Consider the following 15,759-nt stretch of genomic DNA (forward strand, 5'->3'; position numbering starts at 1 on the left):
GAAGAGACTGATCAATGACACTTGACGACCTTGCTGCCTCGGTCCTGGACGTGGCCGCGGACGGCGCCGACCTCGCCGGGCGCAGCTTCATCGAGCTGGGCGGCGACTCGCTGCGGGCGATGCGTCTGGCCGCGCTGGCCCAGGAGCGGCTGGGCGTGCGGATACCGATGAAGTCCCTGCTCGGCGGCGACCCGCTGGCGCGGGTGCTGGCGCAGGCGCAGGCCGCGCCCCGGGAGGCGGTACCCGCGCCCGGCCCGGCGACGGTGCCGGACGGCGACGGCCTGTCCCACACCCAGCGCGGCATGTGGCTCATCGAGAGCATCACCGGCGGCTCCCCGTACAACCTGGTCTTCACCGCCTTCGTCGAGCAGGGCCGGCTGGACGTCGGCCTCCTGAAGGAGGCCGTGGCCCGGACGGTCGCGCGCAACGAGGGGCTGCGCACCGTCTTCGTCGAGGACGACGACAGCGGCGCGGTCGTACGCCGCGTACTCGACGCGCACACCGCCGAGTTCACCGGCTTCACGTGCGAAGGCGACGCCGCGGACTTCGAGGAGGGGGTGCGCCGCGTCCTCGCGGAGGAGACCCGGCGGCCCTTCGACCTGAAGGCCGCGCCCGCCGTGCGCTTCCTGCACTTCGCCCACCCGGCCGGACGGCAGGCCGTCACCCTGACGGCCCACCACATGGTCCTCGACGGCTGGTCGGTCGGACTGGTCTGGAAGGAGATCCTGGCCCACTACGAGGAGCTGTCGGGCGGTGCGGCGGCCGGCTTCGGCCCCGGCGTCCCCCTCGGCACGCTCATCCGGCGCCAGGAGGAGCAACGCGCCGGGGGTGTCTGGGACCGCCAGGCCGGCTTCTGGTCACAGCAGCTGGAGGGGGTGCCGTCCGTCCTGGAGCTGCCGGCCGACCGGCAGCGGCCCGCGGTGCAGGACGCCGCGGGCTCCCGTACGCCGCTCGACCTCGGTCCCGAGGCCAGCGCCGCCGTGGCCGGGGCCTCCCGCGCCCTGGGCATCACTCCGTTCGCCCTGCTGCTCGGCGCGTTCGCCCTGACGCTCAGCCGCACCACCGGCGTCCGCAGCCTGCTCGTCGGGGTGCCGCTGCTCGGCCGGGACACCTCCGAGCTGGAGGGCCTCGTCGGCGTGGCGGGCAACCTCGTCCCGGTGCGGGTCGACGTGGACGACTCGGTGCCGGCCGCCGAGTACCTCCGCTCCGTCCAGCGCTCGCTGACGCTCAGCATGGACGCCGGGCAGCTGCCGTTCGAGGAGCTGGTGGCGCGCCTGGGCATCGAGCGGACCGTGGGCTGCCATCCGCTGGTCCAGGTGTGCTTCGGCATGCACGACCAGCTGGTGCCCCAGCGCCTGGCCACGTCCTCGCTGGGCGTCCGCGTCGAGGAGGGGCACGGAGGGGGCGCCCAGTTCGACCTGACGCTGCTGGTGGGGCGGTCCGAGCCGTCGCTCGCCGGGCACGTCGAGTACGCGACCGCGGTCTGGAAGCAGGCCGAGGTCGACGGGTTCGTCGCCGACTTCCTCGCCGCGGCGCGGCAGCTGGCGGACGCGCCGGAGGACACGCTGGAGAACGTGCGCTGCCTTCCCGCCGCACGCCGCGCGCGGCTGGCCGCCGTCAACGAGGTGCGCGAGGACTTCCCCGCCACCTCGATGGACGCGCTGTTCCGGGAGGTGGTGCGGCGTTCACCGGACGCCGTGGCGCTGCGCGAGGAGGACGTGGAGCTGACCTACGCGGAGCTGGCCCGGGCCGCCGACCGGCAGACCCGGCTGCTCCGGGAGGCCGGCGTCCGCGCCGGCGACACCGTGCTGGTCGCGGTGGAGCGCTCCGTGGCGGAGGCGGTGGCGGTGCTGGGCGTCATCGGCGCCGGCGCCGCGTACGTCGGGGTGGACCTCACGCTGCCGGCCGCGCACACCGAGCTGATCGTACGCAGGGCCACACCGGCCGCGGTGCTCGTCCCACCGGACGGCGCCGGCCACCCGGCGCTGCGGGACGTCCCGGCCGTCACCCCCTGGGACGCCTCCTGGCCCGCCTCCGCCGACGAGCCCGGCCCGGCGCCGGACCGGCCCGCGGCGGACCCCGCGCGCGCCGCGTACATCGCCTTCACCTCCGGCTCGACGGGACAGCCGAAGGGCGTGCGCGTCCCGCACCGCGCCGTCGTCCGCCTGGTCCACGAGGCCGACTACGTGCGCACCGGTCCGGGCGAGCGGATGCTGCGGCTCTCGCCGCTGCCCTTCGACGCCTCCACCCTGGAACTGTGGGGCGCGCTGCTGACCGGTGCCACGCTGGAGATCTATCCCGCCCGTTCGCTGCCCTCCCCCAGCGAGCTCGGCGCCTTCCTGCTCGAACGGGAGGTGACGGTGGGCTGGCTGACGGCCGGTCTGTTCCGCCTGGTCGTGGAGTTCGCGCCCGCCTCGTTCGGCACCATGCGGCAGCTGCTGACCGGCGGCGACGTCGTACCGCACGACCACGCCGCCGGCGCCCTGGCCCGCCACCCGGACCTGGTGATCACCAACGGCTACGGTCCCACCGAGAACACGACGTTCACCACCACCCACACCGTCACCCGGGCCGAGGACGTCTCGGGCCCGCTGCCCATCGGCACCCCCGTCCCCGGCACCCACGTGTACGTGCTCGACGAGCGCGGCAGGCTGGTGCCGCCCGGCGCCGTGGGCGAGCTGTACACCGGCGGTGCCGGACTCGCCGACGGGTACGTCGGCGACGAGTCGGAGACCGCGCGGCGCTTCGGGTTCTTCTCCCCCGACGTGCCCGAGCGGCTCTACCGCACCGGCGACGTCGTCCGCCTCGACACCCGGGGCAGGCTGCAGTTCCTCGGCCGCGCCGACGACCAGGTCAAGCTGCGCGGCTACCGGATCGAACTCAGTGCGATCAGCGACGCGCTGACGGCCCATCCGCAGGTGAAGGACTGCGTGGTCGTCGTCACCGGCGGCGACAGCGCGGAGAAGCGGCTCGTCGCCGCCGTGGTGCCCGACCCGGCCGGCAGCCCGGCCACCGGCGAGCTGCGCGCCTTCCTCGCCGCCTCGCTGCCGGACTACATGGTGCCCACGCTCTGGGCCCTCGTCGACCGCATCCCCGTGACCGCGAACGGCAAGGTCGACCGCAAGGCGCTGGCCGCCGTGGCCGCGCCGGCCGGGCAGCGCCCCGCCGCGGCGGAGACGGCGGAGCGGCCGCGGTCCGGGGACGACCCGCTGACCCGCATCACGGAACTGTTCACCGCCGCCGTCGAGCGGACGGGCGGCCGCACCGGCAAGACCGTGCGGCAGGCGGGCCCCGACACCGACTTCTTCGGCATGGGCGGCACCTCCCTGGGCGCCGTCCAGCTGATCCGGCTGGTCAAGAAGGAGTTCGGCGTGACACTGCGGCTGCGCGAGTTCCTGCTCACCCCGACGGCGGCGCACGTGCTGCACCTCGTCGGGAACGACGCCCCGGCGGACCACCGGTGAGCGGCGCGGAGGCGGCCACGACCGCCGGCGCGGTGGCGGTCGTCGGAATGGCGTGCCGCTACCCGGGCGCCGCGGACGTGGGCGAGTACTGGGAGCTGCTGCGGGACGGACGCGAGGGGATCACCCACTTCGACGTGGACGACCTCGTCGCCCGCGGCGCGGACCCCGGCGTCGTCCGGCACCCGCAGTTCGTGCCGGCCAAGGGGGTGCTGGCGGGCTCGCGCAACTTCGACTGGACGTTCTTCCGCTACAACCGGGCCGACGCGGCGAACATCGACCCGCAGCAGCGGGTGTTCCTCGAGTGCGCCTCGACCGCCCTCGACGACGCGGCGCTCGACCCCGGCCGCTTCCAGGGCCGCGTCGGGGTGTACGCCGGGTCCGACCGGACGCTGCTCGACAGCACCGGGGAGCTGAGCCCCCTGGTGCGCGTGGTGAGCCACGAGAAGGACTTCGTGGCCACCCGCGTGGCCTACAAGCTCGGACTGCGCGGTCCGGCGGTCACCGTGCAGACGGCGTGCTCCACCTCGCTCACGGCGATCCACATGGCCCGCCAGGCGCTGCTCGGCGGCGAGTGCGACGCGGCGCTCGCCGGCGGCGTCGCCGTGTCCCCGCCCGGCGAGTGGGGGTACGTGCACGAGCAGGGCAGCATCCTCTCTCCCGACGGGCACTGCCGCCCGTTCGACGAGAAGGCGGCCGGCACCGTCCCCAGCGAGGGCGTCGGGGTGGTCGTGCTCAAGCGCCTGGAGGACGCGCTGCGGGACGGCGACCGGATCGCGGCGGTCGTCCGCGGCTCGTCCCTCAACAACGACGGCGCCGACAAGCTGGGCTTCACCGCCCCGTCCATCCCAGGCCAGAGCGAGGTGGTCCGGCACGCGCAGCGGATCGCCGGTGTCTCCCCGCGGGAGATCGACCACATCGAGTGCCACGGCACGGCGACGCCCATGGGCGACCCGGTCGAGGTGGCCGCCCTGACCGACGTCTTCGACGCCGCGCCGGGCGGCGGGGAGGGCCGCACGACCTGGCTGGGAGCGGTCAAGAGCAACCTCGGGCACACCAGTGCGGCGGCCGGGGTGGCCGGCTTCATCAAGACGGTGCTGATGCTCGAACACCGCGAGCTGGTGCCGACGCTGCACTACACGAACCCCAACCCGCTGCTCGACCTCGACAGCTCACCGTTCCGGGTGTGCACCGAGCACCGCCCGTGGCCCGACACGGACGTGCCGCGGGCCGCGGTGAGCGCCTTCGGCGTGGGCGGCACCAACGCCCATGTCGTCCTGGAGGCCGCACCCGTGCGGGAGCCGTCCCCCGCCGGGCCGGCGGCGCAGACGCTGCTGCTGTCGGCCGCCACGCCGGCCGCGCTGGAACGCTTCGGCAGCCGGCTCGCGGACCGGATCGGCGCCGAGGACGCCCCGGCGCTCGACGCCGTGGCCCGCACCCTGGCCGACCGCAGGCAGTACGCGCATCGGACGGCCGTCGTCGCCCGGGACCGCGCCGAGGCCGCGGACCTGCTGCGCGGTACGCGGGCCGTCGAGCGGCGGCCGCTCGCGCAGGCGGCGTTCCTGTTCCCCGGGCACGGGGTGCTGCGGCACCCGGCGGGCGCGGCCGCCTACCGGCTGCTGCCGGAGTTCCGGGCGGCCTTCGACGAGATCGCCGACTTCGTCCGGCGCCGGTTCCGGCTCGACCTGTCCCCGGTGGTGTCCGAGGGCACGGTGCCGGCGGCCTGGTTCGACGACTGGGCGCACCAGCAGCTCGGGCTCTACACGCTCGGGTACGGGCTGGGCCGGCAGCTGACGGAATGGGGCCTGAAGCCGGTCGCCCTGTTCGGCAACAGCGTCGGCGAGTACGCGGCCGCCGCGCTCGCCGGAGTCTGGTCGCCCGCCGACGCGGCCACGCTCGTCCGCGAGCGCGCCGAAGGGCTCCGCTCCACCGAACCCGGGCGGATGCTCGCCGTCAACGCGACCGAGGAGGAGGTCGCCCGCCGGGTGCCGCTCGGCGGCGACGTGACCGTGTCCATGTACAGCCGGGGAGGCGTGGTGCTCTCCGGTCCCGCGGCGGCGATGACGGAGCTGACCGGGGGCGGGGCGCTCGACGGCCTGGACGTGCGGCCGCTGAACGTGGACCGGGCGGCCCACTGCGAGCTGCAGGCCCCCGTGGCGGACCGGCTGGCGGACCTGATCTCCGCCATGCCGACCCGGCTGCCCGAGCTGCGCCTGGTCTCCGACGTCACCGGCGACTGGGCCGACCCGGACACCATCTCCGGTCCCGGCTACTGGGCCGCGCACGTGCGCCGGCCCGTGCAGCTCGACGGCGGCATGGCGACGCTGCTCGGCTCGGACTGCGACACGTTCGTCGAACTCGGCCCGGGCAGCACCATGCTGGGGGCCCTGCGGTTCTCCCCGGACTGGGACCCGGCGCGCACGGGCGTGCCGCTGCTCGGCCGTCCCGAGGACGGGGAGCGCGGGCTGCTGCGGGCGCTGGGCGCGCTGTGGGAACGCGGCATGGACGTCGTCGGGCCCACGCTCGCCGCCGCGGGGGCCACCCTCGGCGGGGCGGAGCGCACCGCGCCGCGCTGCTCGCTGCCGGGACACCCGTTCGCCGAGCAGGACCCCGCGGTGGCCCCGGTCCGGCCGGCCGCCTCCGGGGAGCGCGCCGCCGCCGCGGGCGGCGGGTCCGCCGTCCACCGCACGGTGGAGGAGCTGTGGTGCCGGGCGCTCGGGGTGACCTCGGCCGCCGACACGGACAACTTCTTCGAGCTCGGCGGCGAGTCCCTGATGGTGCTGAGCCTGATGACGCAGCTGCGGGAGAAGGCCGGCGTCGTCGTCCCCGCCGCGGAGTTCATGCGCGACGCCACCTTCGGCCGGCTGCGCCGGGAGGCCGAGGAGCAGCGCGGCGGCGACCCGGAGACCGCACCGGGCACGGAGCCGGCCGCCGCTGCCGGGCCGGTGCGGGAGCCGCGGTTCACCCGTCTGCGCGAGGGCTCGGGACGGCCCGTGTTCCTCGTGGCCGACGCCGTGGACTCCTCCCTCAACTACCTGGCCCTGGCCGCGGGCCTGGACACCGGGCGCCCGGTGCTGGGGCTGGAACCGCGGGGCGTGGACGCGTCCCGGATGCGGGTGGAGGAGGTCGCGGCACTCCACGTCGAGACACTGCTCGCACTCCAGCCGCAGGGCCCCTACACGCTCGGCGGCTGGTCCTTCGGCGCCGTGCTGGCGCACGAGATGGCGGTGCGCCTGGCGGAGCGCGGGGAGCGGGTCGACCTGCTCTTCTGCCTGGACGCCCACATGCCCGGCCGCGCGGGCCGCCGCATCGGCGCCGACCCCGCGTTCGTCCTCGGCCATCTGTGGCTGATGGGCTCCGCCGCGCTCGGCCTGGGAGAGGCCGGCGCGCAGGCCCGCCGCGATCCGGCCCTGCGCAGGCTGCTGCTGGACAAGTTCCGCACGCTGGCGCGCTACCGGCCCGGGCCGGTCGACTGCCCGGCCGTGGTGCTCAAGGCGGGGGCCGGCGCGCGCGAGGCGGCGGAGCTGCGGCGCGCGCTCGGCGGCCTGTACCGGCACCAGGACACCACCGTGGTGCCGGTGGCCGGTGAGCACTGGTCGATGCTCCGGGAACCGCACGTCCGCCACCTCTCCACGACCCTCGGCGCTCTGCTGACGGACGGCGGGGAGCCGAAGGAGGAGGGGCGACGTGGCGAGTGAGCACTCCGGGGCGGCAGCCGTCGCCGAGGCACCCGAGCCGGCCGGGCCGGCCCCGGCCCCGGGCCCGGCGCCGACGCTGCTGCGCAACCGGTCCTTCCAGTCGCTGTGGAGCAGCGAGGCGTTCGCGGGCGTCGGCGAGAACGCGGCCGGCGTCGCCTACCCGCTGCTCATCCTGGCCACGACGGGGTCGGCGGCCTCCGCCGGCATCGTCGGCTCGGCCCAGTTGCTCGCGCAGGGGCTGATGTCCTTCTGGGGCGGCGTCCTCGCCGACCGGGTGGACCGCAAGCAGCTGCTGATCGGCTGCAGCCTGCTGCGGGCGGGGCTGCTGGGCCTGTTCTCCCTGTTCGTCATGACGGGCTCGGTGAACCTCTACGTCACGCTCGGCGTGGCCATCCTGTCGGCGGCGTGCTTCGGCCTGTCGATGCCCGCCGGCATGGCGATCATCAAGCAGCTCGTGCGGCCCGACCAGCTGGCGCAGGCGACCGCGCAGAACCAGATCCGCTGGTTCGGGGCGATCACGGCCGGCCCGTCCGTGGGCGGCGCCCTGTACGGAGCGGCGCGGGTGCTGCCGTTCGTCGGCGCGTGCGTGTCCTTCGCGGTCTCGACCCTGCTGATGCTGTTCGTGCGCGCCACGCCCCGGCCCGTCGTGGCCGCCCAGGGGAAGAAGGACCTGACGGGCGGCTTCCGCTATCTGGCGAAACATCCGGTGCTGGGGCCGCTGATCGTCAGCGTCACCCTGTCCAACCTGGCCTTCAACACCACCGGCATCTCCCTGGCGGTGATCGCCACGGGGACCGCGCGCGGGGCGTCGGAGTCGTTCATCGGCCTGACCCTCGCCGTCGCGGGCGCCGGCGGGCTGGCCGGGGCCCTGGTGGCCGGCTCCGTCATCAAGCGGGTGCGCCCGTCGGCGGTGTTCATCGCGGGCTACTGGATCGGGCCGGTGGCGGCCGTGCTGCTGGCGACCGTGCCCGGGGTCGTCCCGCTTGGCATCGTCGTCGCCTGCGTCTACGTCCGCGGGCCCATCATCAACGCGCTGTTCCTGACCTACGCCGCCAAGGTCGTGCCCGACGAGCTGCAGGGCCGGGTCCTCGGGGCGATCGTCTTCAGCTCCACGGTGGTCTCGCCCCTCGGCGTCCTGGCCATCGGCGCCGTCTTCGACGCGGCGGGACCCGTCTGGGTCTTCGCGACGATCGGCGCGATCGCCACGCTGGGCGCGCTGCCCACGCTGACCAGGGGCATCCGGACGCTGGCCTCCGCCGAGGACATGACTCAGTGAAACATCCAGAAGGAGTTGCGATGACGCAGGACATCACCGAGGCCGGCCCGGCGAAGGACGCCGGGGCGCTGCCGTCCGGGGCGGAGCGGGAGCCCCTGCCCCCGGAGTTCTTCACCCACCCGCTCGACGACCGCAACGGGACGTACGCGCAGATCCGCCGGTCCTGCCCCGTGCGCGCCATCAACCACCCGCCGGGCGCGGAGGCCTACATCGTGGCCGACTACGAGATGGCGCTGAAGGCGTTCGGGGACAGCCGCATCTCGAAGTCCCTGGACAACGCCCCCAAGTGGTTCCGCGACCAGCTCTTCGACAACAGCCCGGTGCAGGCGCGCAACATGCTCATCGCCGACGCCCCGGAACACTCCCGGCTGCGCAAGCTGGTGAGCAAGTCGTTCGTGCCCCGCCGCATGGCGACGCTGCGCCCCCGCATCCAGGAGATCGCCGACGACCTCATCGACGCCTTCCCGGCCTCGGGCGAGGTCGACCTCATGGAGTTCGCCCGCGTCCTGCCGGTGATGGTCATCTTCGAGTACCTGCGCGTGGACGTGGCGGACCGCGAGATGCTCTACGACTGGTCCAAGATCCTGGGCGGCGCCCCCTATGCGGACGAGGAGTCCAACCACCGTCTCAAGCAGGTGAGTTCCGGCTTCGAGCAGTACATCCTGGACCTGCTCCGGGCCCGCCGCTCCGACCTGGGCGACGACCTGGTGAGCCAGCTCCTGCGGGCGGCCGACGAGGAGGGCACGTTCACCGTCGACGAGATCGCCTCGACGATGTCGCTGGTGATCATCGCCGGCCAGCGCACCACCACCAACCTCATCGGCAACGGCACGCACGCCCTGCTGACCCACCCCGACCAGCTCGAGCTGCTGCGGTCCCGGCCGGACCTGGTGACCTCGGCGGTCGAGGAGTTCCTGCGCTACGAGTCGCCCAGCTACCGCGGCACCCTCCGCGTCGCCGCCCAGGACATGGAGATCGGCGGCGTCGGCATCGGCAAGGAGGCGTTCGTGCACCTGCTGATCGCCGCCGCCAACCGCGACCCCAAGGTGTTCGAGGACCCCGACCGCCTGGACATCACCCGCACCAACAACCGCCACCTGACCTTCGGGCACGGCCCGCACTTCTGCCCCGGCGCCCCGCTGTCCCGGCTGGAGGGCCACATCGTCTTCCCGACCCTGCTGCGCCGCCTGGAGGGACTGCGGCCGGCCATCGACCCGGAGCAGACGGAGTGGGTGTACGACAACTCGGTCAGCCGCGGTCTGGCGTCGCTGCCGGTGGCCTACGACCGGCTGCTGCCCCGCGACACCGCCGGCGCCCCGGAGGCCGCGGCCGGCTGCCCCGTCGCGCACGGGGGTGCCTGAGCCATGAGGATCCTCATCCTGGGCGGGACGGCCTTCCTGTCGCACGCCGTCGCGGCCGAGGCGGTGCGCCATGGGCACGAGGTCGTCTGCGCGGCGCGCGGCACCTCGGGCGCGGTCCCGGACGGCGCCGAACTGGTCAGCGTCGACCGGAACGCGCCCGGCGGTCTCGCGCCGCTGGAGGGCCGGGAGTTCGACGCGGTCGTGGACGTGGCCACCATGTCCTACCCGTGGGTGCGCGAGGCGCTGCGGGTGCTCGGCGGCCGTGCGCGCCACTGGACCTTCGTGTCGTCCATCAACGTCTACGCCGACGCGGTGACGCCGGGGCAGAACGAGGACGCGGCGCTGCACGAGCCCGCCCGCTCCGGTGCCGCGGCGCACGAGCGGATCGAGCACCCGCACCTGTACGGCGGCATCAAGGTCGCCTGCGAGGAGGCGGTGCGCGAGACCCTGGGCGAGCACGCGCTGATCGTGCGGTCGGGGCTGATCGTCGGTCCAGGCGACGTCTCCGACCGTTTCGGCTACTGGCCCGCGCGGATGTCCCGCGGCGGCCGGGTCGCCGTACCGGACACCCCGGCCCAGCCCACCCAGTACGTCGACGTGCGCGACCTGGCCGCGTGGATCGTCGACGCCGGCGAGCAGCGCCTCGGCGGCACCTTCAACGGGGTGGGCCCGGCCGTCCCGCTCGGCGACCTGCTGGCCGCGATCGCCAAGACGGCCGGCCCGCCGGACACCGAACTCGTCCCGGTGTCCGAGGAGCGCCTGCTGGCGGCCGGCGTGCAGCACTGGCGGGGGCCGGCGTCCCTGCCGCTGTGGGTGCCGCCGGAGGACCGCGGCTTCATGGCCCACGACCACACCCGGGCGGCCGGCGCCGGCTTGCGCCACCGCCCCCTGGAGGAGACGGTCGCCGACGTCCTCGCCGACGAACTCGAACGCGGCCTGGACCGCCCCCGCGAGGCCGGCCTGACCCCGGCCGAGGAGGCCGCGCTCCTCGGCGCCGAGAACGGAGAACCGCGATGAGCACACAGAGCTGGCGCCGGCTCGGCGAGGGCGACCCCACCCGGACGGTCCTCGCGGTCGACTTCGACTCGGCGGGACGGCCGGAGGCCGGCTTCCGCCGGTTCGCCGCGCACCTGGCACCGGAACGGGAGATCTGGCTCACCGACCAGCCGGCCGCCGCCGAGCGCGAACTGCTGTCGGCCGCCGACTACCTGCGGTGGTGGGGGCTCATGCCAAAGGGGCCCCGCCGCGTCGACACCGTCATGGGCTACTGCGTCGGCGGCGTCTTCGCCTCCGCGCTCGCCGACGAGATCGCCGCGCGGCAGGGGGAACGGCCGGCGCTGCTGCTGTTCGACCCGGAGCCCGTGGACCGGCTGAGCCTGTACCGGGACTTCCGGAAGGCCGCCGACACCATGGCCGTGCTGCCCGAGCAGCAGCGGGCCGAGGCGGCCGCCGAGGTGCTGGCGGTGTGCGAGGCGGCCGGCGACGACGACTTCACCGCCACCGCCGCGCACGTCGTCAAGGTCTACGAGACCGTGGCCGGCGCCGCCTTCGACCTGCTGGGCCTCGACGAGGAGACCAGTGAGGACCTGCTCGGCCTCTTCCGCTCCTACGTCTCCTACCTGCACGCCGCACGGCAGCTGCGCCCCGAGGAGGGATGGGCCGCGGCGCTGGCGCTGACGTCGGCACGGTCCAGCCCGGGAGCCGTGCACGCACGCGCCGAGCAGCGCTTTCCCCTGGACACCGCGGCCCTGCTGGACGACGCGGCCGTGGCCGCGGCCGCCCACCGATTCCTGCTGGAGCGTGGCGCATGACCGTGCACGACGTACGCCCGACGGCGACGGACCCGGCCACCGACGGGATCGCGCTGGACGGACCGACCGGGGCGCCGGACGCCGACTGGACCGACCTGGCCCTCGCCGCCGCGGCGGCCTACCAGTACCGCATGACGGCCGACGGCGACCTGGCACTCGCCGTCGACACGCTGCCCCGGCCGCTGCGGCTGCGCCTGGGGCCCACGACGGCCCTGGGCGCACTGGTGGAGCAGGTCCGCCGGGCACGGGCCCTGGCGGACGCGCCGGAGACGGCGGAGGGGACGGCGCAGGAGACGGCCGCCCCGCCCGTCGGCGCACGGGTCCGCCTCACCGACGGCCCCGGGGCGGACGACGACCTGACGTTCGCCTTCTCCCTCGACGCGGCCACCGGCCGTCTGCGCTGCCGGGCGCACGGCGGCCCGGAACGCGCAGCGGACGGGCAGTCGGCCGCGCACACCAGCCGGCTCTCCCACTTCGCGCAGCGGCTGCTCCAGGCCGGTCCGGCGGCCGAGGTGGGCGGGATCGACCTGCTCACCCCGGCGGAGCACCACCAGATCATGCACGTGTGGAACGACACCGCGCACGAGGTGCCGTCCCTGACGCTGCCCGAACTGGTGGAGGCGAACGCGGCCGCCCACCCCGGCCGGCTCGCCCTCGAACACCGGGACACCCGCCTCACCTACGGCGAGCTGGACGACCGGGCGAACCGCATCGCCCACCTGCTGATCGCCGCCGGCGCCGGAGCGGGCGACGTCGTCGCCATGGTGCTCCCCCGGTCCGTCGACTACGTCGTGACGGCGCTCGCCGTCGTCAAGACGGGCGCCGCCTACCTGCCCGTGGACACCGGCTACCCGGTGGACCGCATCACCGAGGTGCTCTCCGACGCGCGGGTCTCCCACGTGGTGACCGTCGCGTCGCTCACGGACTCGGTGCTGGTGGCGGCGGAGCAGCTCGTGCTGGACGACCCGGCCACCGCGGCACGTCTGGCGCGGGCCGCGGCGACCCCGCCCACCGACGCCGACCGGCGCGCCCCGCTGAGCCCCGGCACCCCGGCCTACGTGCTGTACACCTCCGGCTCCACGGGACGCCCCAAGGGCGTCGTCGTCGCCCACCGCGCCATCACCAACCGTCTGCACCACATGCAGCACCAGATCCCGCTGGGTGCCGGCGACCGCCTGCTGCAGAAGACGCCCGCCGGTTTCGACGTGACGGTGCGCGAGGTGTTCTGGCCGCTGCTGGCCGGAGCCTCGATCGTGGTCGCCGACCCCGACGGGCACCGGGACCCCGCCTACCTGGCGGAGACGATCGTCGCCGAGGACATCACCATCGCCCACTTCGTCCCCTCGGGGCTGAAGGTCTTCCTCCAGGAGCCGGACGCCGCGCGGTGCAAGAGCCTGCGCCGGGTGGTGTGCGGCGGCGAGGCGCTGCCCGCGGAGCTGCAGGCGTGGTTCTCCTCCGTGCTCGACGCCGACCTGTTCAACGTCTACGGCCCGACCGAGGCGGCCGTCGACGTCACCTCCATGCTGTGCCCGAAGGACCCGGAGCCCGGTCCGGTGCTGATCGGGCGGCCGGTGTGGAACACCCGGCTGTACGTGCTCGACGAACAGCGCCGCCAGCTGCCGCCGGGCGTCACCGGCGAGCTGTACCTCGCCGGCGTCCAGCTCGCCGAGGGCTACCTCGGCCGGCCGGAGCTGACCGCGGAGCGGTTCGTCGACGACCCCTACGGAGGACCCGGCGCCCGCATGTACCGCTCCGGGGACGCCGCCCGCTGGCGGGCCGACGGCGTCATCGAGTTCTTCGGCCGCCTCGACCACCAGGTCAAGATCCGCGGTTTCCGGGTCGAGCTGGAGGAGATCGAGTCGGTGCTGCTGCGCGACGCGCGGATCAGCCACGCGGTCTGCCTGGTCCGCGAGGACACCCCGGGTGACCAGCGCCTGGTGGCGTACGTGGTGCCCGCCACCGGAGCCGACCCGGACCTCGACGAGCTCCGCGCGCGGGCCGAGTCGGCCCTGCCCGACTACATGGTGCCGACCGCGTTCGTCGTCCTGGACCGGCTGCCGCTCACCCCGAACGAGAAGCTGGACCGCAAGGCCCTCCCCCGCCCCGGGACCCGGTTCGTCCGCGCCGGCCGGGAGCCGTCCACCGCGGCGGAGATCCTGGTGGCCGAGCTGTTCGGGGAACTCCTCGGCGTCCAGGGCGTCGGGGTCGGGCAGCACTTCTTCGAGCTGGGCGGCAACTCCCTGCTGGCCAGCCGGATGGTCAACGAGATCCACCAGCGCCGCGGGGTGCGGCTGCGCCTCAGGCAGCTGTTCGACGATCCGACCGTGGGCGCCATCGCCGCCCTCATCCCCGCTTGAGGACGCCTCGCGGTACCGGCGGCAATCGGCCGGTGCCGCGAGTGCCGTCCGCGGTGGCACCACCGCCGCCGGACGCCGGCCGCACCCCGGCCGTCGTCCGGCGGATCCCGCACACCCCTCGGCCCCTCGGAAACGGAGCAGTCGGACCATGCGCACTCTGAAGGTAGCGCTGCTGGGTTGCGGCGTCGTCGGCAGCGACGTCGCGCACTACCTGGCGGCCCACGAACCCGAACTCACCGCACGGATCGGCGCCCGGGTGGAGCTCGCCGGGGTGGCGGTGCGCCGGGCGGACCTCCCCCGCCCCGGGGTCCCCTCCCACCTGATCGCGGCCGACGCGGACGCCCTGGTGACCCGCGGCGACATCGACGTGGTGATCGAGGTGATCGGCGGCACCGACCGCGCGCACGACCTGGTCGGCAAGGCGTTCGCGCACGGCGCGTCCGTCGTCAGCGCCAACAAGGCGCTGATCGCCGCCGAGGGTGCGGCACTGCACGCCGCCGCCCGGGCGCACGGCGTCGACCTGCGCTACGAGGCCGCGGTGGCCGGCGCCGTGCCCCTGCTGCGGCCGTTGCGCGAGTCCCTGGCCGGAGACCGGGTCACCCGGGTGCTCGGCATCGTCAACGGCACCACCAACTTCATCCTCGACAGGATGGACAGCGCGGGCTGGGACTACCCGAGAGCGCTGAAGGAGGCCATGGCCCTCGGCTACGCGGAGGCCGACCCCACCGCCGACGTCGAGGGGCACGACGCGGCCGCCAAAGCCGCGATCGTCGCCGGCCTCGCCTTCGATACCCGCGTCCGGATCGACGAGGTGCACCGCGAGGGCATCAGCGGCATCACCGCCGCGGACACGGCCGCCGCCCGCGCCCAGGGCTGCGTGATCAAACTCCTCGCCCTGTGCGACCGCCGCGCCGACGGCGACGTCACCGTCCGGGTCCACCCGGCGATGCTGCCGCTGAGCCATCCGCTGGCCTCGGTGCGGGACGCGTTCAACGCGGTGTTCGTCGAGGCGGAGGCCGCGGGGCAGCTGATGTTCTACGGACCCGGCGCCGGCGGGGCGCCCACGGCCAGCGCCGTGCTCGGCGACCTCGTCGAGGTCTGCCGCAACCGGCTGGCCGGCGTCACCGGCTCCGGCGACACGGCCCACGAGCAGCGCCGTGTGCGGCCGGTCGGCGACGTCGTCACCCGCTACCACGTCACCCTGGACGTCGCCGACCGGCCCGGTGTCCTCAGCGAGGTGGCCCACGTCCTCGACCGGCACGGCGTGTCCGTCGAGAGCCTGCGCCAGGAGCGCGGGGACGACGGCTGCCGGCTGTCCCTGTCGACCCACCGGGCCACTGACGCCGTGCTGTCCTCGGCGGTGGAGGCCCTCGGTGCCCTGACGGCCGTACGGGGGGTGCCGCGCGCCCTCCGCGTCGAGGGCGCGTGACCGCGCCGGAGACCAGGGGGCGCGGGCCCGCCGGGAACGGACGGGAAGAGACCGGAGCAGACAGAAACGGTCCGGTGGAGGGCGGTGTGCCGCCCCCACCGGACCGCGGCATGTTCGCCCCTCGTGGGACCGCCGCGGGGAACGGGCCCAGGTCGCGCGGACAGGCGGCCCCGCACCTCGACGGGTGCGGGGCCGCCTGTCCGCCCACCGCATGACGAAGCCCTGCCGTCAGCTCTGACGGCAGGGCTCGCGGGTTTCGACGACCCCTCTGTCAGCCGGCGACGGTCCAGGTGTCGTTGCCGGTGAGGAGGGCGGCGAGGTCGCCCTTGCCGTGGTGTTCGACGGCGGTGTCGAGCTGGTCGGCCA

Annotated in this window: 8 protein-coding genes; all 8 read left to right on the forward strand. The window is 74.9% G+C overall.

The annotated features are described in order from the left end of the window. The first annotated feature begins 14 nt into the window (after positions 1–14). The 8 genes from ABZ920_RS10675 (at position 15) to ABZ920_RS10710 (ending at position 15,393) form a co-directional block, all read left to right on the forward strand. The gene (locus ABZ920_RS10675) at positions 15–3,464 is read left to right on the forward strand and encodes an amino acid adenylation domain-containing protein (RefSeq protein WP_361501409.1); all 3,450 of its coding nucleotides are present in this window, start codon (positions 15–17) and stop codon (positions 3,462–3,464) included. Continuing rightward, the gene (locus tag ABZ920_RS10680; protein WP_361501412.1) at positions 3,461–7,159 is read left to right on the forward strand and encodes a beta-ketoacyl synthase N-terminal-like domain-containing protein; all 3,699 of its coding nucleotides are present in this window, start codon (positions 3,461–3,463) and stop codon (positions 7,157–7,159) included. The genes ABZ920_RS10675 and ABZ920_RS10680 overlap by 4 nt, the downstream gene beginning before the upstream one ends. After that, on the forward strand, positions 7,149–8,435 hold the full coding sequence (locus tag ABZ920_RS10685; protein WP_361501415.1) for an MFS transporter: 1,287 nt from the start codon (positions 7,149–7,151) through the stop codon (positions 8,433–8,435). The genes ABZ920_RS10680 and ABZ920_RS10685 overlap by 11 nt, the downstream gene beginning before the upstream one ends. Positions 8,436–8,455: 20 nt before the next feature. After that, positions 8,456–9,796, forward strand: a complete 1,341-nt coding sequence (locus tag ABZ920_RS10690) for a cytochrome P450 (protein WP_361501418.1) — start codon at positions 8,456–8,458, stop codon at positions 9,794–9,796. A gap of 3 nt (positions 9,797–9,799) precedes the next feature. Continuing rightward, on the forward strand, positions 9,800–10,813 hold the full coding sequence (locus tag ABZ920_RS10695; RefSeq protein ID WP_361501421.1) for an NAD-dependent dehydratase: 1,014 nt from the start codon (positions 9,800–9,802) through the stop codon (positions 10,811–10,813). Then, a complete protein-coding gene (locus ABZ920_RS10700) occupies positions 10,810–11,607 on the forward strand; it encodes a hypothetical protein (protein WP_361501424.1) in 798 nt (265 codons plus the stop codon). The genes ABZ920_RS10695 and ABZ920_RS10700 overlap by 4 nt, the downstream gene beginning before the upstream one ends. Then, positions 11,604–13,964: an amino acid adenylation domain-containing protein gene (locus ABZ920_RS10705; RefSeq protein ID WP_361501427.1), complete on the forward strand. Its 2,361-nt coding sequence runs from the start codon at positions 11,604–11,606 to the stop codon at positions 13,962–13,964. The genes ABZ920_RS10700 and ABZ920_RS10705 overlap by 4 nt, the downstream gene beginning before the upstream one ends. Positions 13,965–14,112: 148 nt before the next feature. Next, positions 14,113–15,393: a homoserine dehydrogenase gene (locus ABZ920_RS10710; RefSeq protein WP_361501430.1), complete on the forward strand. Its 1,281-nt coding sequence runs from the start codon at positions 14,113–14,115 to the stop codon at positions 15,391–15,393. Positions 15,394–15,759: the final 366 nt, after the last annotated feature.

It is taken from the genome of Streptomyces sp. NPDC046831 (assembly GCF_040645305.1).
In the GTDB taxonomy this organism is placed as follows: Bacteria; Actinomycetota; Actinomycetes; order Streptomycetales; family Streptomycetaceae; genus Streptomyces.